The organism is Acinetobacter cumulans, assembly GCF_003024525.3.
Classification (GTDB): domain Bacteria; phylum Pseudomonadota; class Gammaproteobacteria; order Pseudomonadales; family Moraxellaceae; genus Acinetobacter; species Acinetobacter cumulans.
This window is the reverse complement of the sequence record NZ_CP035934.2, coordinates 1,154,796-1,175,389: the sequence shown is the minus strand read 5'-3', so window position 1 is coordinate 1,175,389 and position 20,594 is coordinate 1,154,796. Positions and strand designations below refer to the sequence as shown.

The following is a 20,594-nucleotide window of genomic DNA, read 5'->3' as shown; positions in this document are numbered from 1 at the left end:
AGCACAAGTAAAATGACTTTTGGCTTTTTAGAAGCAGGCTGTGGCTTTTTATTTTTAGATTTTGGCTTAGCGGATGACATATTCATGAATCTGATTTAATTGAAGGATATGAAACAATTCAGTACAGGCCTGAACATCTAAAGGTGTCGCATTTAAGTGTGAAACAATTTTCATTGGGTGTAAGGCATTGCAAAAAAATAAGCTTTGAATATTTGCTATCTCACTCATATCTATTGAGCGTTGCACACACTGAACGCCAGATTGTTGCATACGCATTAAGATGGCTGCCCGCATTACACCATGTACGCCATTATAACGAAGTTCTGGCGTAATCCATGAATCGTTTATACGAATAAAACAATTACTGCTCACACCTTCAACAACTGTCCCTTGTATATCTAAAACGAGTGCTTCACTCCAATTGCTTTGATCGGCCTCTTGTTTAAGCAATACTTGCTCTAAGCGATTCAAGGTTTTAAGTCCTACCAAATTAGGCATACTCAACCCTATCGCCTGCTCCAATACACCACTTTTAATAATGTCGTATTCAAAATCAGTTTGCGTTTTAGGATAATAAAACAGCCATACATCTGCAGGGTGCTGTGGCCAACTATAACCTCGCTGTCCTTCACCACGGCTCAACACAATTTTGACTGTGCCCGACGCTTTTGTATTTGCCTGAACAATTAATGCTAATGTTTTTAAAATAAGTGATAAATCTGCGTTTAGCCCTAATCGCTCATTGGCATGTTGTAAACGTGCCCAATGTAAATCGTGTAATTCAAGTTGCCCTTCACGTAAACGCGCGGTACTAAAGCAACCATCCCCATAATGAAAAGCACGATCCGACAAAGCAATTGTTGCCTGTTCTGCCCCATTTTTAAAACACAGCATGCACTACGCCCCCGCCTTAGCAACTTAATTTTGCGCCTAGTTTAAAAATTGTGAGTCACAATTCCTAGTGTTTATTGGTATTGCATTTTTACAGATATCAAATGCATTTCTTATTATTTTTTCTAAAAACAATCAGCAGATATTCTGCACCCAAGCTATCTGATAAATCAAAATCCAAAGGATAAATAATCATGCATACACTTAAAATTGGGGTATTGGCGGCACTCATTTCAGCGACGTCATTCAGCGCTTTAGCAAAAGACTTTCTCAATGTTTCATACGATCCGACACGCGAACTATATGATAACTTTAACAAAGACTTCGGTGAGTATTGGAAAAAGAAAACTGGCCAAGATATTACATATAAACAATCACATGGTGGTTCTGGCAAACAAGCTCGTTCTGTAATTGATGGCTTAGGTGCTGATGTCGTAACTTTAGCGCTCGCTGCCGATATTGATGCCATTGCAGAAAACTCAAATTTATTGCCTAAAGATTGGCAAAAGAAATTTCCAAATAACTCAACACCCTATACTTCAACCATTGTCTTTTTAGTGCGTAAAGGCAACCCGAAAGGCATTAAAGATTGGGGCGATTTGGTTAAAAATGACGTAGCCATTATTACGCCTAATCCTAAAACTTCCGGTGGTGCACGTTGGAACTACTTAGCGGCATGGGCATGGGCAAAACACCAAGCAGGTGGTAATGATGCCAAAGCACAAGAGTTCGTACGTCAAATTTATAAAAACACAAAAGTACTAGACTCAGGTGCACGTGGTGCTACCACTACATTTGCTGAGCGTGGTATTGGGGATGTACTCCTGGCTTGGGAAAATGAAGCCTTCCTTGCACTACGTGAACAGCCGGGTAAGTTTGAAATCGTGACACCGTCTTTGTCTATTTTGGCTGAGCCACCTGTGGCAATTGTAGAGAAAAATGCCGAAAAAGATGGCAACCTGAATTTAGCCAAAGCTTATCTTAACTACTTGTACTCACCAGCGGGTCAAACCATTGCAGCAAACAACTACTATCGCCCACGTAATAGCGCTGTAGCTGCCAAATACACGTCTGTATTTAAGCCATTAAAGTTAGTCACCATTGATAAAGAATTTGGTGGCTGGTCTAAAGTACAGAAAAAACATTTTGATAACGGCGGTATATTTGATCAAATCGTAAAAACCAACAGCGCAAAATAATTTTTATTAGATATTCAAACGCTTATTTTTATATCAAACAGCAGCAATCTTCGGATTGCTGTTTTTTTTAGTCATGCCTTCAGCACACTTATCTTATAATTTCATATTAAATTCATTTTTTATTATTTTTTATGCATAAAGATTGGCGCTATTCTTCTCTGCATTGATAAACATTCAAAAAATTGAGGTCTGTATGCGCTTTTCAGCACAATTGAAACTTGGGGTAATCGCCCTCGCAGTATCAACATTTTCTTTAGGTGCTGCTGCCAAAGACTTTTTAAATGTTTCTTATGATCCGACACGCGAATTATATGAAGCGGTAAACAAAGACTTTGGCAAATACTGGGAAAGCCGTACAGGACAAAAAATTAATTTCAAACAATCTCATGGTGGGTCAGGCAAACAAGCTCGCGCCGTGATTGATGGCCTCGATGCTGATGTTGTAACTTTAGCTTTAGCTGCCGATATTGACGTCATTGCAGAGAAAACCAAAATCTTACCAAAAGATTGGCAAAAAAAATTACCAAACAATGCCACACCATATACCTCAACTATTGTGTTCTTAGTGCGTAAAGGCAATCCAAAAGCTATTAAAGACTGGGGCGACTTAGTTAAACCAGGCGTAGGTATTATTACACCTAACCCTAAAACATCCGGTGGCGCACGTTGGAACTACTTAGCGGCATGGGCATGGGCAAAACACCAAGCAGGTGGTAATGATGCCAAAGCACAAGAGTTTGTACGTCAAATTTATAAAAATACGAAAGTGTTAGACTCAGGTGCACGTGGCGCAACCACAACTTTTGCTGAACGTGGCATTGGCGATGTACTCCTAGCTTGGGAAAACGAAGCATATTTGGCGCTTCGTGAACAACCAGGCAAGTTTGAAATCGTAACGCCGTCGTTGTCTATTTTGGCTGAGCCACCTGTTGCAATTGCCGAAAAAAATGCAGAGAAAAAAGGCAATAAATATTTAGCACAAGGTTATTTAAATTTCTTGTATTCACCACGAGGACAACAACTAGCAGCTGAAAACTTCTACCGTCCACGTAATGAAAAAACTTTAGCGCAATACCGTCACGTATTTAAACCACTCAAATTGGTCACGATTGATCAAGAGTTTGGGGGCTGGGACAAAGTACAAAAAGCCCACTTTGATAATGGCGGTATCTTTGACCAAATCGTAAAAGCGAATAACGGAAAATAATTCCGACACCGTATAAGGAGTATAGACATGACGCATACTGTAATTGTTCCTGGTGTAGGCGGTAGTGAATACAATCACTGGCAGTCTTGGCTTGAACGCCAGCTCATGTCATGCTCACGTGTACAACAAAAAGATTGGAACCAACCTATATTAGAGCAATGGATTGCACAATTTGTGCAAACCGTAGCTCCAATACAAGACCAAATTCAGATTGTTGCGCACAGCTTTGGATGCTTAACCACTGTAGCTGCTCTTGCACAGCACCCAGAATTCAATCAAAAAATTAAAAAATTGATTCTGGTTGCACCAGCAAACCCTGCTCGCTTTGGTGAGGCTGGTTTTGCTCGTGATAGTCAAAATGACTATGAAGCTTATTTTCATCAATTAAGCATTCATGTCCCAACGACTTTAATCATTAGTGAAAATGATCCGTGGTTAGCTTTTGATGATGCACAGCGTCTGGCAAAATCTTGGCAATTGACACCAGTCAATGCGGGACTTGCAGGACATATTAATGTTGCGTCTGGTTTTGGGCCATTTCCTGAAGTATTTAATTATCTAGTTTCAGAAAAAATCATGCCACATATCAGTAAAGCTGATGACAGCAAGTATTTTTTTAAATTTGCAATTTAGTCATCGCCACTTATGCTTGAGCCAATTTTTCATATTTTTGTTGACTGACTTCAGTCAACGTTCTCTCTTTGAGGAGTAATCATGTCGCAGCGATCCCGAGTGCTGCCAGGATTTGGTCTGTCTCTAGGCTTTACCCTAGCGTATTTGTCTTTAATTGTGCTCATTCCTTTATCTGCGGTGTTTATCAAATCGTTAGGTATTGGTTGGGACGGTCTTTGGGAAATTTTAAGTTCTGAGCGAATTTTAAAATCCTTACAATTAAGCTTTAGTGCCGCCATTATTGCGGCCTTAATCAATGTCGTATTTGGCTTATTGTTGGCTTGGTGCTTAGTGCGCTATACCTTCCCAGGTAAACGTATTGTTGATGCCTTAGTTGACTTACCTTTTGCATTGCCAACTGCAGTTGCAGGTATTGCCCTAACGTCGCTGTATGCACCAACAGGCTGGATTGGTCAGTATCTTGAGCCCATTGGCATTAAAGTGGCATATACCCCGATTGGTATTACCCTCGCTTTAATTTTTATTGGTATTCCTTTCGTTGTACGTACCGTACAACCTGTACTGAGTGACTTGGAAACTGAGCTTGAAGAAGCTGCTTCTGCTTTAGGTGCAAACCGTCTGCAGATTGTGACCAAAGTGATTCTGCCGATTTTATTCCCAGCACTTATTACAGGCTTTGCACTCGCATTTGCACGTGGTGTGGGTGAATACGGTTCAGTCATTTTTATTGCAGGTAACCAACCGTTCAAAACGGAAATTGCGCCGCTAATGATCATTTCTCGCCTAGAAGAATATGACTATGCAGGTGCAACGACTATTGCTGTCGTTATGCTGGTTATTTCGTTTGCAATTTTGTTCCTCATTAACTTGGTACAAGCTTGGGCGAGCCGCCGTACAGGGAGAACTGCGCGATGAACGTAAACAGCAATGCTTTAGCTGAAAAATTGCAGTCACGTGATGCAACGCGTGAACCGACTTGGGTTCGTCGTACACTCATTATCATTGCCATGATTTTCTTTGCCAGCTGCTTAATGTTGCCATTGGTACTGGTATTCGTTGAAGCCTTTAAGCAAGGGGTCGGTGTCTATTTCCAAGCTTTGGTTCATCCAGATACTTTATCTGCAGTTAAACTCACCTTGCTTACGGCGGCAATTGCTGTGCCATTGAACGTCGTATTTGGTGTGGCTGCTGCGTGGTGTGTTGCTAAATTCAATTTCCGTGGTAAGTCTATTTTAACCACCATTATTGATATGCCATTTTCAGTATCGCCAGTTATTGCAGGTTTAATGCTGGTACTGATGTTTGGTACTCAAGGCTGGTTTGGTGGCTGGCTCATGGACAACGACATTAAAATTTTATATGCCGTTCCTGCGATTGTATTAGCCACTGTGTTTATTACAGTACCTTTTGTTGCACGTGAGCTTATTCCTTTGATGGAAGCACAAGGTACCGAAGAAGAAGAAGCTGCGATTGTTCTTGGTGCTTCAGGCTGGCAAACCTTTTGGAAAGTCACACTTCCAAATATCAAATGGGGCTTAATTTACGGCGTGATTCTGTGTAATGCACGCGCAATGGGCGAGTTTGGTGCGGTGTCGGTTGTTTCTGGTCATATTCGTGGTGAAACCAACACCCTACCCCTGCACGTCGAAATTCTTTATAACGAATATACCTTCAGTGCAGCTTTTGCGGTTTCATCTCTCTTGGCATTACTGGCAATTATCACCCTGATTTTAAAAACATGGGTTGAAATCCGCCAAGAGAAACAAGACAAACGCAATGATGATTCAACAGCTTCTTAAGGAATGACCTCATGAGTATTCAAGTAAAAAATATTGAAAAACACTTTGGTGCATTCCATGCGCTGAAAAATATTTCACTCGATTTTCCAGATGGCCAATTGGTTGCACTCCTTGGCCCATCTGGCTGTGGTAAAACAACCCTGCTACGTATTATTGCTGGTCTAGAATCTGCAGATGGTGGTCAAGTGATTTTAGAAGGTGAAGATGCGACCAATGTGCACGTTCGTGAACGTGAAGTTGGTTTTGTATTCCAGCACTATGCCTTGTTCCGCCACATGACTGTATTTGACAATATTGCCTTTGGCTTACGTGTACGCCCACGTGCTACGCGCCCTTCTGAAGCTGAAATTAAAAAACGTGTAACGCGTTTACTTGATTTGGTTCAACTGGGTTTCTTAGCGGATCGTTATCCTGCTCAATTGTCTGGTGGTCAACGCCAACGTATTGCTTTGGCACGTGCTTTAGCTGTTGAGCCACGTGTACTTTTACTCGACGAACCATTTGGTGCCCTCGATGCCAAAGTACGTAAAGAACTCCGTCGTTGGTTGCGTACTCTTCATGATGAATTACATATCACCTCTATTTTTGTAACGCATGACCAAGAGGAAGCTCTGGAAGTTGCCGATCAAATTATTGTGATGAACAAAGGTAATGTTGAGCAAATTGGTTCGCCACGTGAAGTCTACGAAAAACCAGCAACACCGTTTGTGTTCGACTTTTTAGGTCAAGCTAACCGTTTTGAAGGTCAAAATAGCAATGGCATTATTCAAATTGGTGAAGACCGCATTCAATTGCCACAAGCACCAAATTCGCCACAAGGCCCAGTGATTGCCTTTGCCCGTCCTGATGAACTGCGTATTCATGCACAGCCTCAAGACAATGCCATTCAAGCAACGTTCTTACGTGAAGTATGGATTGCAGGCAAAGTACTGGCTGAACTACAAGATCGCCAAGGCAATTTAATTGAAATTACCCTTACACCAGATGATGCAAAATTGCACCAATTCCGTCCAAATCAGACGGTTTGGTTAAGTGCTACTGCTTTGCATTTATTTGAAAATCAAGTCGCATAATACTTATAGATGGGGCTAGGAAAGCCCCATCATTTTTGAGGTAGTCAGAATTATGAATTTCCAACAACTTAGAATTATTCGTGAAACCGTTCGACAAAGCTTTAACCTTACTGAAGCTTCAGCAGCGCTTTACACTTCACAATCTGGCGTAAGTAAACATATTAAAGATTTAGAAGATGAACTTGGCGTACAACTTTTTATTCGTAAAGGTAAGCGTCTTTTAGGCTTAACTGAGCCTGGCCAAGCTTTACTTGGCATTGTAGAACGCATGTTGGTCGATGCCGATAATATTAAACGCCTTGCCGATGACTTTAACAAAGTAGACGAAGGTACATTGACCATTGCCACCACACATACCCAAGCGCGCTATGTGTTACCGCCGATTGTGAATCAATTTAAAAAAGAATTCCCTAAAGTTCATTTGATTTTACAACAAGCAAGCCCAGTCGAAATTACAGAAATGCTGTTACAGGGTGAAGCAGATATTGGTATTGCAACTGAATCACTTACAACTGAAAGTAATCTAGCAAGTGTGCCTTACTATAACTGGCAACACAGTATCATTACGCCACAAAATCATCCATTGGCAAGTCAAGACAATATCCAAATTGAAGACCTTGCCCAATATCCAATTATTACTTATCACGGTGGCTTTACAGGTCGTTCTAAAATTGACCAAGCCTTTGATGATGCAGGCTTAGATGTCGACATCGTAATGTCTGCCCTCGATGCCGATGTTATTAAAACCTATGTAGAGCTGAACATGGGTGTGGGCATTGTCAACAATGTTGCTTATGACAATGAACGCGACTATCGCCTAAAACAAATTGAAACGGATATTTTTGGTATCAACACCACATGGCTTGCCGTACGTAAAGGTCATTTATTACGTGGCTATGGTTATGAATTTATTTCACTCTGCTCACCTGATGCAGATATTAAAGCGCTGAAAAAAGTCGCCTACCCAGAAGATTAAACATAAAAACATAAACAAAAAGAGGCTTCGGCCTCTTTTTTTATCTTAAAAAAAATTTTTTGTGCTTTTTTTAACTTACACTATGGAACAAAAATCACCCAATATTAGGCCCGTTTATGAAATCTGCATCTATGCTTGCGCTACTCCCCCTATGTATCGCATGCCACACGCAAGCAGCAGCGCTCGAACGATCTGGACAAAGTACCTTGGCCTTCCTAGAACCCAACAATTATACGGAATTTAATTTTGGCGTTGTTACGGGCAATCTAAGTGGTGAAAACTCAAATAAAGAAGAATTGTCCCAAGTCCTGAATGTCACTGACTTTTCAACAGGGAACTTAATTGAAGATTTCCATTTTGTGCAAAGTGCTATTAAATTACAGCTCAATCCACAGGTTTCAGTAGGATTATTACTCGATCAACCCTTTGGCGTTAAACTGAATTATGACTATTCACCTGAATCTATTCTTGGACATGAACAATTAGAAGCTATTGATATTCATCTTAAATCAGAAAATATTACTGCACTAATGGGGTATCAACCCACACCTCAATGGAATATTTATGGTGGATTGGCCTATCAAAACTTTGGTGGCGACCTGAACTTATTTGGACAAAGCTTCTATTTTTTTAACGGCTACAACGTCACCTTAAAAAATGATCGAGCATTAGGATGGCTGGGAGGTATCAGTTATCAGATTCCTGAAATTGCATTACGGGCCAACTTAACTTATCGCTCTAGAATCAAACATAAAAATCAAGCAATTGAAAGCACAGCCATGCATGGCGATTTTTCCGATCGCACTGAAATTGTCACACCTCAATCTGTTAATTTTGACTTTATGAGTGGCATCACCACACATAATCTGATTTATGGTTCTGTAAGATGGGTGGATTGGTCAAATTTTAAAATTAAGCCTAAAGGCTTTGACCAAATTATTCAAAATACCATTTCCGATTTTAAGGCCTTAACACCCACACCAGAAATTTCTGCATTTATTCAGGCATTGGCTAATTTTAATTTAATCGATTACCAATCAGATCAATGGTCAGCCAAAATTGGTATAGCGCATCAGCTCAATGCTCGCACTTTCGCAAGCTTAGAAACGGTATGGGACAGTGGTAGTGATAATCCCGCTTCAACCATTAACCCCGCAAATGGTTATAACGGATTAGGCACAGGTCTTCGTTATCAATTTAGCCCCAAAAGTTTTATTTCTGGTGGTTTGTACTATTTAAAATTTAAACCCTCCAAAGAAGACAAGGGCAGTATTTCAGTAAGTTCTATTTCAACCTTAGATGATCGTACTGCTTGGGCTTATGGTCTAAAAATTGGGCATTTCTTTTGATATTTCAATCGCGAATCTTTTAATATCAGACCATAAAAAAACAGGTCGGAGCCTGTTTTTTTATATGCGGTGAATGCAGCTTACCAATGGTAGCTCACACCCACTTTGCCGACTGGAAGCCATTCAAATTTATCATCATTGGCAATTTGATTCGCTTCGTCATCGACTGCAGCCTGCGCGCCCGTTGGGTTGCCGCTGACTGGACTTAAATTATACTGAGACAATTGTACAGAAGGATTGCCGGTATAATAAGCGCCTACTTCACCGAACACACCCCAGTTTTTATTGATTTTTGGCGCCCAGCCTAAACCAAGGTATGGCGCGATATCATTTTTATATCCCATGGTGCCGCGCACACCGCCTTGACCGGCTGCTGTACTTGCAACTTGGTAGTTTTTACCGTCAATAGATAAGGTTTCGCCCGGGTTGATACGTTTTTGCAGGTCATAGTCGTTATCGATATAGCCAATACCCGCTGCAACATATAAACCTTGCGCCCAAGGGTTTTCACTTGCGCCCCAAGGACGGATTTCAGCGTTTAAATAGACATTGTTGTTTTCCATGTCTAAATCGTATTTAGTGCCGTTGACAGATACATCATCGGTCCATGAAATATCGCCACCGTTATAACCTAGAGCTAAACCAACATAAGGATTGGCTGTCCAAAGTAAAGCACCACCATAACCTGTTGTACCCACTTCAAGGCGTGCGCCAGTTGGAATCAGTTTATTTTGATCAAATGCATAGCCATCATGCACAACTGCTGAATCGGCCATTGCTGTACCAGCTGTAGCCAACATTGCAACTGCTAGAATTGTTGTATGTAGAGCTTTCATTTTGTTTCTCCTCTCAAATAACAACATTAGATAAATTGTTTTACAAATTGATTTTTCATTCTGAGTTGCAATATAAATTAGATACCGATCACGTTTTATTCAAATTTTGCTGAGTTTTTGTTATTTTTTGATACAAATTTGACTGAGATATTGATTTTTAATTTATTTAGAGCATTTTTTAACCACATCTCGGCTTGGTTTTTAACTTCTATTCATTTTAATTATTAATTCCGATCTATTGGTTATTTTCCATCTATTTTTAGCCCAATTTAGTGTAAAATCGATGAAAATTTTTTTCTGGATGGAAGATTATGTCTCAGCTTTCAACAATCATTGAACAAGCGTTTGACAACCGTGCTAACTTCACTGCAGCAGACTGCCCTGCTGAAGTACGTGCAGCAGTTGAGGAAGTAATTGCTGGCCTTGATAACGGCTCTTTACGTGTAGCTGAAAAAATCAATGGTGAGTGGGTTGTTCACCAATGGGTTAAGAAAGCGGTATTGTTATCTTTTAAATTAAATGACAACAAGCCAATCGAGTCATGTGACCTTCAATTCTACGATAAAGTAGACACTAAATTCACAGGTTGGACTGAAGAACAATTTAAAGCTGCAGGTGTACGTGTTGTACCACCAGCTGTAGCACGTAAAGGTTCTTTCCAAGCGAAAAACGTTGTATTAATGCCTTCTTATGTAAACATTGGTGCTTACGTTGACGAAGGTACAATGGTAGATACATGGGCAACTGTAGGTTCATGTGCTCAAATTGGTAAAAACGTTCACCTTTCAGGTGGTGTAGGCATTGGTGGTGTACTTGAACCACTTCAAGCTAACCCAACAATTATTGAAGACAACTGCTTCATCGGTGCACGTTCTGAAATCGTTGAAGGCGTGATTGTAGAAGAAGGTTCTGTAATTTCTATGGGCGTGTTCATTGGTCAATCAACTAAGATTTATGACCGCGCAACAGGCGAAATTTACTACGGTCGCGTTCCAGCGGGCTCTGTGGTAGTTGCAGGTAGCCTTCCTTCTAAATGCGGTACTTACAGCCTATATGCAGCAATTATCGTGAAAAAAGTTGACGCTAAAACACGTGCGAAAACAAGCTTGAACGATCTTCTACGCGACGAATAATTTTTTATTCATCTCTTTTGTGTCTCTACGATCAGTCATGATCGTAGAGATTTTTGTTTTCTAAACTATGGTTTAATTTTGCTATGAGTACGCTTCGATCTTCCGCCATTCCTGTTTCTGATCCTTCTGCGGGTTTACGTATTACGGAGATCTTTTATTCATTGCAAGGCGAAGCCAATGCAGCTGGTTTACCGACTGTATTTATCCGTCTTACAGGTTGCCCTCTACGTTGCACCTATTGCGATACCACATATTCGTTTGAAGGTGGTCAACGCCAATCATTAGAAGAAATTATTCAAACCACACTCGACTTTAAAACGCCTTATATTTGCGTTACAGGTGGTGAGCCCTTAGCTCAGCCCAATGCACTTCCACTCATGACCAAACTTGCAGATTTAGGTTGCCAAGTGTCATTAGAAACCAGTGGTGCTTTGGATGTGTCCAAAGTAGACCCTCGTGTATCTAAAGTTTTAGATTTAAAAACCCCAACTTCCGGCGAATCTGCACGGAATTTGCTTAGTAACCTCGATTATTTAACTGAGCACGATCAAATTAAATTTGTCATTTGTAATCGTGAAGATTATGAATGGTCAAAACAGCAAGTTGAACAGTTCCAATTGCATCAAAAAGTCAGCACCGTATGGTTCTCTCCTGCGTTTGCTGTAGAGAAAGGTGCTGCACGTCTTCCTCAACTTGCACGTGATCTTGCGCAGTGGATTTTAGATGACCATCTCCCTGTCCGCTTCCAACTTCAGTTGCATAAACTTCTTTGGAATGACGAAACTGGTCGTTAATAGTATTAAAGAATGTTTGGAGATTTGAACATGCGTCCTCGCGCGATTGTCTTATTATCTGGTGGCTTAGACTCTACTACTTGCTTAGCATGGGCACAGTCAAACTATGAATGTATTGCGCTTAGCTTTATGTATGGTCAACGCTCAACGACTGAATTAGTCGCTGCACAGCAACTGACTAAACAAGCAGGTGTTGAACACCGTGTAATTAATATCGACTTGGGTAATTTAGGTGGCTCTGCACTTACTGATCACAGTATTGAAGTACCTGACCATGAGCAAGAAGGCATTCCTGTTACTTATGTACCAGCACGTAACACGATTTTCTTATCTTATGCCCTCGCAGCAGCAGAAGTTTTTGGTGCTGAAGCAATTGTCATTGGCATCAATGCCGTTGATTATTCAGGCTATCCAGACTGCCGCCCTGAATTTATTGAGGCTTTTGCTAACATGGCGCGCTTAGCAACAAAAGTTGGCGTTGAAGGAAAACCTCTTAAATTTGAAACACCTCTGTTACATTTATCCAAAGCAAATATCATTCGCTTAGGTATAGAACATGGCGTAGACTATAGCCAAACGGTGTCTTGCTATCAAGCAGATGACCAAGGACGTGCTTGTGGTAAATGCGATAGCTGCCGTCTGCGTAAGCAAGGCTTTGCAGATGCAGGAGTTGCAGATCCAACACGTTATATACCGGTATAACAAGGTAGAGTTTATGAATATGCTAAAATCAAACATTATGCTTTCTATTGCAGTATCTGCAACAGCACTATTTGCTTCTGTTGCTCATGCTGACAATGACAAATTACAGCAAGCTTATAAAAGCACTAACGTTAAATCTGCGTTAATTAATGTTTGTAAAGAAGAAACTGGCAAAGGTAAAAAGCTATCTGCTGCTGAAGTCAGCAAATACTGTACTTGTGCTGTTGAAGCAGACGGTCGTTTGACGAATGCACAAAAATGGGACATCCAAAGTGCAATTAACCAAAAGAAAAGCCCTGCATCTTTAGCTTTTGTTCAAAAACAAAATAAAGATTTACAAGCATGTTTTGGCCCTCAGTTAACAGGTAAATTAAAAACCTTAACTGAAGAAGCAATGAAATCTGCTCAAGCATCTAAATAATTTTTTGATGCACTAAAAAGCCTGCAAATTGCAGGCTTTTTTATCTTTGGCAATCTCTTGCTTACGTATATCCAAGCACTCACTGTACCTCTTCGTACGAACTTCTGTATGATAGATTGATTATCTTCACTATATATTTTGATATAACAGCATCATTTTTGAAGGAACAGCCCATGTCTGATTTGACCCTACCTCAACACGCCTTCCCTGCAACAACAGGTGAAGTCAATTTAGCTGAATTGGCAACTGAATGGCTGATTGTTTATTTTTACCCAAAAGACTCAACGCCTGGCTGTACCACACAAGCAGTCGGCTTTTCTTGCTTAAAAGACCAATTTGATGCACTTAATACCACGATTATTGGTATTTCACGTGACTCCGTAAAAGCACATCAAAACTTCACTGAAAAACAAAACCTCAGCATTAATTTAATCAGTGATAAAGAAGAAGTTCTTTGTCAGCTATTTGATGTCATTAAAGAAAAAAATATGTATGGCAAAAAAGTGATGGGCATCGAGCGTTCGACGTTTATTTTCCATGAAGGTAAATTGGTAAAAGAATATCGTAAAGTAAAAGCTGCTGGGCATGCTGAAGCAGTTCTAGAAGACCTAAAAGTCCTTCAATCTGCATAAGCACAAGCACCACGCGCGACAAAATTACACGCACTTTTTCAAGCAAAGCTTCTCAATCAGCCTATTTTAAAATAGGCTTTTTTATTACTAAAAGATTAAAGACCAAGCAATGCTCCACATCACCAGCGCAATGAGACCATCTAAAACTTGCCATGCTTTAGGACTTTTAAACACTGGAGTTAATACACGTGCTCCATAACCCAGTGCAAAGAAAAATAACCATGATGCCGTAATTGCACCTGCTGCAAAATATGCAACAGCCTCAAATTGTGCAGAAATAGAGCCCAATAGAATAACGGTGTCTAAATAAACATGTGGATTTAACCATGTCAGACTTAAACTAATGAATATCAAATGTTTTAAGCCTTGCACACTTGCATTATTGAGTTCAATAGCAGACTGGCCACGTCGTGCTTGCTTAGCATGCACATAGCCATACCAAAGCAAAAATAATGCACCGCCCCATTTTGCCAATTGCACAATTTCAGGATAATGTTGCAACACCGTTGCAAAACCAATCACACCTAAGACAATCAAAATTGAATCTGATAGCGCACAGCTCAAGCAAATCCAAAACACATGCTCTTGTCTTAAGCCTTGCTTTAATACAAACGCATTTTGCGCGCCAATCGCCACAATTAAACTCAGGCCAACCAAAAGACCTTGAATATAGGTATGCCACATAAGCATCAAACATGGAAAAGATGAGGCTTATTATCAATACTTCTGTTTAAAATTGAGTATTATTAAGAAAATATCAACCTAACTAAATTATTTTAAGTAAAGATCAATATGCTGAATCATAAACAATGCGATGCATTTTTAGCGGTGGCTGAAACAGGCAGTTTTGAGGCTGCGGCCATCCGTTTATCCATTACTGCTTCTGCTGTGACTTTGCGTGTACAAAGCTTAGAAAAAAACTTGGGACATATTTTAATTGTGCGTGAACGGCCATGCTATGTAACAGATGCTGGACGCAGCCTATTAAATTACTTACAACATAACCGCTTACGTGAGCAGGATTTTTTACATCAATTAACTGGGCAGGCTCAGAGTTTTTACACGGTCAATATTGCGACCAATGCCGACTCGCTCGCGACTTGGCTACTTCCAAGCATAAAACCCTGCTTAACTCAGCATAAAATTATTGCGCATTTTCATGTAGATGATCAGTCCGAAACGCATCTATTAATGCAAACGGGTTTGGTTAATGCCTCTATTTCTGCAGAGCCACGTGCAATGCAAGGCTGTATTGCACAGCCTCTAGGCGAAATGCGCTATCGCTTAGTGGCAAATCCTGAGTTTGTAAACACATGGTTTAGTCAAGGTCTCACACGTGAAGCCTTAACTCATGCGCCAGCGATTATTTATAACAATAAGGATCAACTGCATAGCAACTTGCTTTTGCAACATTTTGGATTAAGCCCCGCATGCTACCCACACCATGTTATTCCCTCATCTTCCGCTTTTGCTGAGGCTATTTTTATGGGTTTAGGTTTTGGCCTAGTCCCAGACCACCAAATTGAGCAACGTTTAAAGACAGGGCAATTAATTGATTTAATGCCAAAGCTAAACATTGAAATAACGCTATATTGGCATCATTGGAAGCAACAGGCCTTGGCTCTTGATCAACTAACACAACACCTTTTACAGCATGCAAGTGAAAATATGAATGGTGCTATTAAGTAATTAATCTTATCCAAATGAATGATTAAAATAGCGAGCACATTATTTTGACTGTAACTGCCCTTTTAAACGAATATTCACTTTTTCCCCTACGCCACCATAGGCCTTTTTCATCCCAAAATCACTGCGGTTAATTGAACCCACTGCGTTCACATCCAATAGCCTTGGATTGGCTGTATTTGGCTTGAGTAAGGTCATAAATACTGTTGGTTTGGTAATGCCTTTTAAGGTCAAATTGCCATAGACGTTATAATGATCGGCATCAATAGGAACAAATTCAGTGCTCTTAAACATGATGGTTTTATATTGATCGGCATCAAAGAAATGTTCACTCAAAATCATTGGCCGTAATACAGGTGGATTAAACTGCAAACTGTTGGATGATAAAGTCACAACGACTGATGCATTTTTAGGTTGATTGATATCAAAATATAAACGTGCCTGAGCCTCGTCTGAAACACCTTGTACCACCGTTAAACCGACAGTTTTAATATCAAAACTAACCAAACTTTCTTTGGTAAGCCCCCAGACTTCTGCATGCGAAGTTGAATAAAGCAATGCTGATATACCAACACTTGCCCCAACTTGCATGACACCCCTCAGCCCCATGAACAACACTCCACGCTACCTAAAACGTAGCACTATATTTATATTTGCTGTATTTCATGCCTTGCATTAGTAATTGACATTGAAATACAAGCCTAGGATAAATTGCTTTTGTCTTGATTTTTGAAGTGTTTTTGTAACTGTTTATAGGTATCCGTGATTTGAAACTGCTTTAAAAATTCAATCGTTCCTGCTGGAAAGGCTGTTTCATCAATTTCACCGCGGTAATAGGCTTCACGGATGGGTGTTGCAGACATAGCGCCTTTTAAGCTTTCTAGCTCAACCAAAGGCCATTCTGGGAAGAATTTTAAATAATAAGATGAATCGTCTTTAAAATGCCCAATCAGGCCAATACGGTCATCGGGCTGTGTAATTTCTGCAACCGAAGTTTTCACTAGTTTTTGCCATTTCTCATCGTTATACACATCAATCACATGCACAAATTTAATCCGTACTTGATCTGCTTCAGAAAAATTCGACAAAATCATCTGCTCACGTTCAGTCGCTAAAAATGGATTTTTGATATTGCGTTCATTTTGTGCCGAGCCCAAAGCCAAAAGCACATTGCTACTTTGTTCTAAGGCAATTTTTATCGTTTGCAGGTGCGCCAAATGAAAAGGCTGAAAACGACCGATAAAAACCAAATAATCGAATGTATATTTCATATCAAATCAAACTTTTTATGAACTGAGCAGTTGTGCCACTGGCTGAAATATGCGACATAATGTCGGGCATAAAATCAAAACGAACTTTAACGCAAGGATAGTACGATGACACTGAGCTGTATTCAACAACCTCATGAACATTTGAATGCGAATTTGGACAATGGCGTACTGACCTTAGCCATTAACCGCCCTCAAGCAAAAAATGCGCTGTACAGCGAACTCTATCTTTGGATTGCCAAAGCGCTAGATGAAGCAGATCAAGACTCGTCTGTGCGTACGGTTATTTTACGCGGTGCAGATGCAGACTTCAGTGCCGGCAATGACATGCAAGACTTTATGAAGTCTGCTGCCATGAAAGATCAAATTCGCGCTGAAGATGGCCCTCCATTTGTACTCTTAAAATCTGCTGCAAAATTTTCTAAACCGCTCATTGCTGCGGTACGCGGTGTTGCCATTGGCATTGGTGTGACGATTCTTTTGCATTGTGATTTAGTCTATGCAGACAATACTGCCTTATTCCAAATTCCTTTTGTGAGCCTTGGTTTATCGCCTGAAGGTGCTTCAAGCAAATTGCTTGCACGCCAAGCAGGCCACGTAAAAGCAGCTGAATTACTGCTTACTGCAGACCGCTTTAACAGCGAAAAAGCGCTTGCGACCAATCTCATTAACAGCATTGAAGAAGATGTCTACACAACTGCTCAGAAAAAAGCAGCTCAGCTTGCAGCATTACCGCTTGCATCATTGGTGCAATCTAAAGCGCTTATGAAACATGATGTCGATGAAATCGTGTCGTGGATTGACCATGAAGCGGTGATTTTTATGAGCCGTGTCGGTTCTCCTGAAATGATGGAAGCTGTGGCTGCCTTTATGCAAAAGCGCAAGCCAGATTTTTCTCAGTTCAATTAATCTTAAAACTGCATCATCGTTAACAGAAACCATCCAAAATTTTGGGTGGTTTTTTTACATTTGCCCCCATCTCTATTGCAAAACAATCATGGTACATTTGTTATGACTGAATCTCAGAACACTGAAAAAAAGCGCTACTTTGAGCCTGCGCCTGAAGGCATCGATATTGAAAATTTTAAAAAAGTAGTTCAAAGCCGTCGTTCAGTACGTAAATTTACGGATAAAGCGATTCCAAGCGACGTATTAGATGAATGCTTAGACCTCGCCCTGCTTGCGCCAAACTCATCAAATTTGCAGCCTTGGACTTTTTATGTTGTGCAAAACCCTGCAAAGAAGAAACAGCTGGTAAAAGCCTGTTTAGGTCAATTGGCAGCGAAAACCGCAGCTGAGCTGATTGTATGTGTGGCGCGTACTGACCGTGTAGATGAAATGGCAAAACTGAATATTTCTGAATTTCCATTTCCTGAAGCACCTCCTGCTGTGCAGAAGTATTACAAGTTCATTCCTTATAACTACAAAACAGGTTACTTCAATGCACTAGGTAACTTTAAGAAAGTCGCTTTCAAAGTTGCACGTACATTGGATAAACAATTGCCTGTGACTGCCTTTAATGAAGCAGATGCGAAACTTTGGGCAAGTAAAACCACAGCCTTGGCTTGTGAAAACTTAGTTTTAGCTTTGCGTGCTTATGGTTTTGACAGTTGCATGATGGAGGGTTTTGATGAGCCGTTGGTGAATAAAATTTTAGGTTTAAATAGTCAGCAATACCCTGTGATGGTGATTGGCGCAGGTGAACGTGCAGCAGATGGTGTGTTCTTTCCGCAGTATCGTTTTGACCGTAATTTATTTATTCAGAAGGTTTAATTCAAACTATATTTACGTTTAGCAGTAATATGAGACGCGGAAATGTCATCAGCAGCTGTACGAGGCAGGACTCGATTCAATAATTATCGTTTTTGCGATGTTATTCATCACATGACGGAATATAACGAGTTCTGCTGATGACAATGGTTTTGCCTACTTTTCCCGAAAGAAAAGTAGGTCGAACCGAAGGTTATTCCCAAAAGTAAAATGTCTAATAGCAAGACACCTCTACAACCTTATTCTTTTAGAACGTTATATCCACCATTTGAATAAACTCAAAAGCTGGCTCTTCATAAGGATGACTTGCCTTTAAAGCTCTTGCTACCTCGCTCGCCCTTTCTTCAGACACTATCGTTTCCACGCGCCATTCTGGAATTTGCTCCAAAGCGTCCAGCTCACCTATAAACGGATTTGCGCCTTTAACAGGTTTAAATTGCCCTGTACCTAAAACTTGCCAAGCGCAGTGTTCATAGTTTCCTATACCGCCTGCACCTGCTTCAAAAATCGCGAGTTTTGTAGATTCAAGATGTGATTCGGGTACGTAGTAGATGAGTTTGAGCATTTCTATTTAAGATGTATTTCATTAATATCAAAATAATAATATGAAGCGGTTAGTACAATGTCTAATAAAAATTCGAAAACAGATTTAGTTTTAACTTCAGCTGAGAACCTTGCAGATGAAATTCTCTTTAAAACTGCCAACACTTTTTTAGAAAATGCTGCTAAATCCATTCCCTTTGCATCACTTATTAGCAGCTCAATTCAAGCTTATACACGATTTCGAACGCTTAAGGAGCAAAAACAACTTTTAGCTTTTATTCAAGAAACAGAAGCTAATAATCAAGATTTTATAAAACATTTTTTTCAAGATAAACACAACACTGAGCTCGGTTTAGAGCTACTAGGTGAACCGTACCAGGTTTGTCGGAGACTCAGTATTCTGAGAGAATGTTCCGATGACCAAATTAAAATATACCCCTGAAATCAGAGAAAGAGCGGTTCAATTATTGATTGAATCTGAAAAAGACTATCCATCTAATTGGGCTGCGATCACAGCTATTGCGCCTAAGATTGGTTGTACTCCTGAAACACTTCGTGCTTGGCATCAAAAGCATTTAGATGAGCAAAATCCTATCAAAGTACAACAGATCTCTGATCAAGAAAAAATGAAGCAAATGGAACGTGAAATCAAAGAATTAAAGCGTGCCAATGAGATTCTACGTAAAGCAGCCGCTTTTTTCGCCCAGGCGGAACTCGACCGCCCACACAAATAATGGTGGATTTTATCCATAATAATAAAGAGCTGTACGGAGTCGAGGCGATTTGTAGAATTTTACCGATCGCACCCTCAACCTATTACCGGACTCTAGATCTCTGCGAAAACCCAGAACATCGAGCAAAGCGAGATCTACATGACTTGCATCATGCTGAACAAATTAAACGAATTTGGAAGGAAAGTTCAGGTCGATATGGTGTACGTAAAGTTTGGCAAAAACTGAAACGTGAAGGCTATATTATTGCACGCTGTACAGTTGCTCGATTGATGCAAAAGCTAGGTATACAAGGTGTTTGGCGAGGTAAGAATAAATACACTACCCATAGCCGAGATGATCAAAAAAGAGCGGATGATTTAGTGAAACGTAATTTTACTGCTGATTATCCTGACCCTTGCGAAGCAATGCTTCTCAGGTCGGTGACTTCACGTATATTCAAACTCATTCAGGCTGGGTCTATACCGCCTTTATTATTGATGTGTTCTCACGAGCGATTGTTGGATGGAAAGTATCAACACGTATGAATACAGACATGGTGCTCGATGCACTAGAGCAAGCATTGCATGACCGAGGTATGCCTAAGAATGTGATTCATCATTCAGATAGAGGTGTTCAATATCTTTCAATTCGCTATACCAATCGTTTAGAAGCAGCAAATTTACGAGCATCAGTCGGTACGACCGGTGATTCATACGATAACGCTTTGGCTGAAACAGTGAATGGGTTATACAAAACAGAGGTGATTGAATATTTAAAAGCAGACTGGCAAGGTTTAGCGGATGTACAACTTGCGACATTAAATTGGGTAGATTGGTTCAACAAAAAGCGTGTACACAGCGCATTGGGTTATGTATCGCCTTTTGAGTTTGAAGCAATGTACTATGATAAGATTAACCCGTTAGGTCACGTGGCCTAACTTAAATAAAAATGTCTCCGACAAACCCGGTA

General features: G+C 40.3%; 23 protein-coding genes, 1 pseudogene and 1 other annotated feature. Of the genes and pseudogenes, 18 read left to right on the top strand and 6 right to left on the bottom strand.

All coding sequences use genetic code 11. The features are described from left to right. Positions 1–66 precede the first annotated feature (66 nt). Entirely contained in the window at positions 67–894 is an 828-nt protein-coding gene (gene pabC / locus C9E88_RS05490) for an aminodeoxychorismate lyase (protein WP_106985909.1), read from the bottom strand. Between the two features lie 191 nt (positions 895–1,085). On the opposite strand from pabC, the gene C9E88_RS05485 reads away from it, so the two are divergent. The 8 genes from C9E88_RS05485 to C9E88_RS05450 all read left to right on the top strand — a co-directional run bounded on the left by C9E88_RS05485 (position 1,086) and on the right by C9E88_RS05450 (position 9,127). Next, positions 1,086–2,090, top strand: coding sequence for a sulfate ABC transporter substrate-binding protein (locus C9E88_RS05485; protein ID WP_106985910.1), 1,005 nt, complete (start codon positions 1,086–1,088; stop codon positions 2,088–2,090). 193 nt (positions 2,091–2,283) lie between these two features. Then, entirely contained in the window at positions 2,284–3,297 is a 1,014-nt protein-coding gene (locus tag C9E88_RS05480; protein ID WP_106985911.1) for a sulfate ABC transporter substrate-binding protein, read from the top strand. Between the two features lie 27 nt (positions 3,298–3,324). Further along, positions 3,325–3,930, top strand: coding sequence for an RBBP9/YdeN family alpha/beta hydrolase (locus C9E88_RS05475; RefSeq protein WP_106985912.1), 606 nt, complete (start codon positions 3,325–3,327; stop codon positions 3,928–3,930). A gap of 81 nt (positions 3,931–4,011) precedes the next feature. After that, entirely contained in the window at positions 4,012–4,845 is an 834-nt protein-coding gene (cysT, locus tag C9E88_RS05470) for a sulfate ABC transporter permease subunit CysT (RefSeq protein ID WP_106985913.1), read from the top strand. Next, on the top strand, positions 4,842–5,729 hold the full coding sequence (cysW, locus tag C9E88_RS05465; RefSeq protein WP_106985914.1) for a sulfate ABC transporter permease subunit CysW: 888 nt from the start codon (positions 4,842–4,844) through the stop codon (positions 5,727–5,729). Before cysT ends, cysW begins: the two co-directional genes overlap by 4 nt. A gap of 11 nt (positions 5,730–5,740) precedes the next feature. Then, positions 5,741–6,802 carry a sulfate/molybdate ABC transporter ATP-binding protein gene (locus C9E88_RS05460; RefSeq protein WP_106985915.1) on the top strand — a complete coding sequence of 354 codons (1,062 nt, stop codon included), beginning with the start codon at positions 5,741–5,743 and terminating at the stop codon, positions 6,800–6,802. 52 nt (positions 6,803–6,854) lie between these two features. Continuing rightward, on the top strand, positions 6,855–7,778 hold the full coding sequence (locus C9E88_RS05455; protein WP_106985916.1) for a CysB family HTH-type transcriptional regulator: 924 nt from the start codon (positions 6,855–6,857) through the stop codon (positions 7,776–7,778). 116 nt (positions 7,779–7,894) lie between these two features. Beyond that, complete coding sequence (locus tag C9E88_RS05450; protein ID WP_106985917.1) at positions 7,895–9,127, top strand: OmpP1/FadL family transporter; 1,233 nt, start codon at positions 7,895–7,897, stop codon at positions 9,125–9,127. 80 nt (positions 9,128–9,207) lie between these two features. On the opposite strand, the gene carO is transcribed toward C9E88_RS05450, so the two are convergent. Next, positions 9,208–9,963: an ornithine uptake porin CarO type 1 gene (gene carO / locus C9E88_RS05445; RefSeq protein WP_106985918.1), complete on the bottom strand. Its 756-nt coding sequence runs from the start codon at positions 9,961–9,963 to the stop codon at positions 9,208–9,210. Between the two features lie 311 nt (positions 9,964–10,274). On the opposite strand from carO, the gene dapD reads away from it, so the two are divergent. From dapD to C9E88_RS05420, 5 genes are all read left to right on the top strand, one after another. Further along, on the top strand, positions 10,275–11,096 hold the full coding sequence (dapD, locus tag C9E88_RS05440; RefSeq protein WP_106985919.1) for a 2,3,4,5-tetrahydropyridine-2,6-dicarboxylate N-succinyltransferase: 822 nt from the start codon (positions 10,275–10,277) through the stop codon (positions 11,094–11,096). Between the two features lie 83 nt (positions 11,097–11,179). Next, entirely contained in the window at positions 11,180–11,890 is a 711-nt protein-coding gene (gene queE / locus C9E88_RS05435; protein WP_106985920.1) for a 7-carboxy-7-deazaguanine synthase QueE, read from the top strand. Between the two features lie 30 nt (positions 11,891–11,920). Beyond that, positions 11,921–12,592: a 7-cyano-7-deazaguanine synthase QueC gene (gene queC / locus C9E88_RS05430; RefSeq protein WP_106985921.1), complete on the top strand. Its 672-nt coding sequence runs from the start codon at positions 11,921–11,923 to the stop codon at positions 12,590–12,592. Positions 12,593–12,605: 13 nt separating this feature from the next. Continuing rightward, positions 12,606–13,013: a hypothetical protein gene (locus C9E88_RS05425; RefSeq protein ID WP_106985922.1), complete on the top strand. Its 408-nt coding sequence runs from the start codon at positions 12,606–12,608 to the stop codon at positions 13,011–13,013. Positions 13,014–13,186: 173 nt separating this feature from the next. Next, positions 13,187–13,645 (top strand): peroxiredoxin, encoded by a 459-nt coding sequence (locus C9E88_RS05420; RefSeq protein ID WP_106985923.1) that lies wholly within the window; start codon positions 13,187–13,189, stop codon positions 13,643–13,645. A gap of 87 nt (positions 13,646–13,732) precedes the next feature. On the opposite strand, the gene C9E88_RS05415 is transcribed toward C9E88_RS05420, so the two are convergent. Beyond that, a complete protein-coding gene (locus C9E88_RS05415) occupies positions 13,733–14,329 on the bottom strand; it encodes a LysE/ArgO family amino acid transporter (protein WP_106985924.1) in 597 nt (198 codons plus the stop codon). A gap of 108 nt (positions 14,330–14,437) precedes the next feature. On the opposite strand from C9E88_RS05415, the gene C9E88_RS05410 reads away from it, so the two are divergent. Then, entirely contained in the window at positions 14,438–15,334 is an 897-nt protein-coding gene (locus C9E88_RS05410; RefSeq protein ID WP_106985925.1) for a LysR family transcriptional regulator ArgP, read from the top strand. Between the two features lie 39 nt (positions 15,335–15,373). Here C9E88_RS05410 and C9E88_RS05405 read toward each other — a convergent pair whose 3' ends face one another. Both C9E88_RS05405 and C9E88_RS05400 read right to left on the bottom strand, forming a co-directional pair. Beyond that, the gene (locus tag C9E88_RS05405; protein ID WP_106985926.1) at positions 15,374–15,922 is read right to left on the bottom strand and encodes a YceI family protein; all 549 of its coding nucleotides are present in this window, start codon (positions 15,920–15,922) and stop codon (positions 15,374–15,376) included. A 110-nt stretch (positions 15,923–16,032) separates the two neighbouring features. Further along, positions 16,033–16,602, bottom strand: coding sequence for a nicotinate-nicotinamide nucleotide adenylyltransferase (locus C9E88_RS05400; RefSeq protein WP_106985927.1), 570 nt, complete (start codon positions 16,600–16,602; stop codon positions 16,033–16,035). A 105-nt stretch (positions 16,603–16,707) separates the two neighbouring features. Here C9E88_RS05400 and C9E88_RS05395 point away from each other — a divergent pair, with 105 nt between their 5' ends. Next, positions 16,708–17,508, top strand: coding sequence for an enoyl-CoA hydratase-related protein (locus C9E88_RS05395; protein ID WP_106985928.1), 801 nt, complete (start codon positions 16,708–16,710; stop codon positions 17,506–17,508). A 102-nt stretch (positions 17,509–17,610) separates the two neighbouring features. Next, positions 17,611–18,372: a nitroreductase family protein gene (locus tag C9E88_RS05390; RefSeq protein WP_106985929.1), complete on the top strand. Its 762-nt coding sequence runs from the start codon at positions 17,611–17,613 to the stop codon at positions 18,370–18,372. A 244-nt stretch (positions 18,373–18,616) separates the two neighbouring features. Here the strand turns inward: C9E88_RS05390 and C9E88_RS05385 are convergent, their stop codons facing one another. Next, the gene (locus C9E88_RS05385) at positions 18,617–18,934 is read right to left on the bottom strand and encodes a YqfO family protein (RefSeq protein WP_106985930.1); all 318 of its coding nucleotides are present in this window, start codon (positions 18,932–18,934) and stop codon (positions 18,617–18,619) included. 57 nt (positions 18,935–18,991) lie between these two features. On the opposite strand from C9E88_RS05385, the gene C9E88_RS05380 reads away from it, so the two are divergent. Beyond that, the gene (locus tag C9E88_RS05380; protein ID WP_137287944.1) at positions 18,992–19,354 is read left to right on the top strand and encodes a hypothetical protein; all 363 of its coding nucleotides are present in this window, start codon (positions 18,992–18,994) and stop codon (positions 19,352–19,354) included. Further along, positions 19,329–20,562: pseudogene (locus C9E88_RS05375) on the top strand (IS3 family transposase). Before C9E88_RS05380 ends, C9E88_RS05375 begins: the two are co-directional and overlap by 26 nt. After that, positions 19,604–19,720 (top strand) — a sequence feature (AL1L pseudoknot). It overlaps the preceding pseudogene by 117 nt. Positions 20,563–20,594: the final 32 nt, after the last annotated feature.

What these genes read in the sequence shown, in the direction of transcription:
- pabC (WP_106985909.1), bottom strand. Translation starts at nt 894, where the DNA reads ATGCTGTGTTTTAAAAATGGGGCAGAACAGGCAACAATTGCTTTGTCG.
- C9E88_RS05485 (WP_106985910.1), top strand. Translation starts at nt 1,086, where the DNA reads ATGCATACACTTAAAATTGGGGTATTGGCGGCACTCATTTCAGCGACG.
- C9E88_RS05480 (WP_106985911.1), top strand. Translation starts at nt 2,284, where the DNA reads ATGCGCTTTTCAGCACAATTGAAACTTGGGGTAATCGCCCTCGCAGTA.
- C9E88_RS05475 (WP_106985912.1), top strand. Translation starts at nt 3,325, where the DNA reads ATGACGCATACTGTAATTGTTCCTGGTGTAGGCGGTAGTGAATACAAT.
- cysT (WP_106985913.1), top strand. Translation starts at nt 4,012, where the DNA reads ATGTCGCAGCGATCCCGAGTGCTGCCAGGATTTGGTCTGTCTCTAGGC.
- cysW (WP_106985914.1), top strand. Translation starts at nt 4,842, where the DNA reads ATGAACGTAAACAGCAATGCTTTAGCTGAAAAATTGCAGTCACGTGAT.
- C9E88_RS05460 (WP_106985915.1), top strand. Translation starts at nt 5,741, where the DNA reads ATGAGTATTCAAGTAAAAAATATTGAAAAACACTTTGGTGCATTCCAT.
- C9E88_RS05455 (WP_106985916.1), top strand. Translation starts at nt 6,855, where the DNA reads ATGAATTTCCAACAACTTAGAATTATTCGTGAAACCGTTCGACAAAGC.
- C9E88_RS05450 (WP_106985917.1), top strand. Translation starts at nt 7,895, where the DNA reads ATGAAATCTGCATCTATGCTTGCGCTACTCCCCCTATGTATCGCATGC.
- carO (WP_106985918.1), bottom strand. Translation starts at nt 9,963, where the DNA reads ATGAAAGCTCTACATACAACAATTCTAGCAGTTGCAATGTTGGCTACA.
- dapD (WP_106985919.1), top strand. Translation starts at nt 10,275, where the DNA reads ATGTCTCAGCTTTCAACAATCATTGAACAAGCGTTTGACAACCGTGCT.
- queE (WP_106985920.1), top strand. Translation starts at nt 11,180, where the DNA reads ATGAGTACGCTTCGATCTTCCGCCATTCCTGTTTCTGATCCTTCTGCG.
- queC (WP_106985921.1), top strand. Translation starts at nt 11,921, where the DNA reads ATGCGTCCTCGCGCGATTGTCTTATTATCTGGTGGCTTAGACTCTACT.
- C9E88_RS05425 (WP_106985922.1), top strand. Translation starts at nt 12,606, where the DNA reads ATGAATATGCTAAAATCAAACATTATGCTTTCTATTGCAGTATCTGCA.
- C9E88_RS05420 (WP_106985923.1), top strand. Translation starts at nt 13,187, where the DNA reads ATGTCTGATTTGACCCTACCTCAACACGCCTTCCCTGCAACAACAGGT.
- C9E88_RS05415 (WP_106985924.1), bottom strand. Translation starts at nt 14,329, where the DNA reads ATGTGGCATACCTATATTCAAGGTCTTTTGGTTGGCCTGAGTTTAATT.
- C9E88_RS05410 (WP_106985925.1), top strand. Translation starts at nt 14,438, where the DNA reads ATGCTGAATCATAAACAATGCGATGCATTTTTAGCGGTGGCTGAAACA.
- C9E88_RS05405 (WP_106985926.1), bottom strand. Translation starts at nt 15,922, where the DNA reads ATGCAAGTTGGGGCAAGTGTTGGTATATCAGCATTGCTTTATTCAACT.
- C9E88_RS05400 (WP_106985927.1), bottom strand. Translation starts at nt 16,602, where the DNA reads ATGAAATATACATTCGATTATTTGGTTTTTATCGGTCGTTTTCAGCCT.
- C9E88_RS05395 (WP_106985928.1), top strand. Translation starts at nt 16,708, where the DNA reads ATGACACTGAGCTGTATTCAACAACCTCATGAACATTTGAATGCGAAT.
- C9E88_RS05390 (WP_106985929.1), top strand. Translation starts at nt 17,611, where the DNA reads ATGACTGAATCTCAGAACACTGAAAAAAAGCGCTACTTTGAGCCTGCG.
- C9E88_RS05385 (WP_106985930.1), bottom strand. Translation starts at nt 18,934, where the DNA reads ATGCTCAAACTCATCTACTACGTACCCGAATCACATCTTGAATCTACA.
- C9E88_RS05380 (WP_137287944.1), top strand. Translation starts at nt 18,992, where the DNA reads ATGTCTAATAAAAATTCGAAAACAGATTTAGTTTTAACTTCAGCTGAG.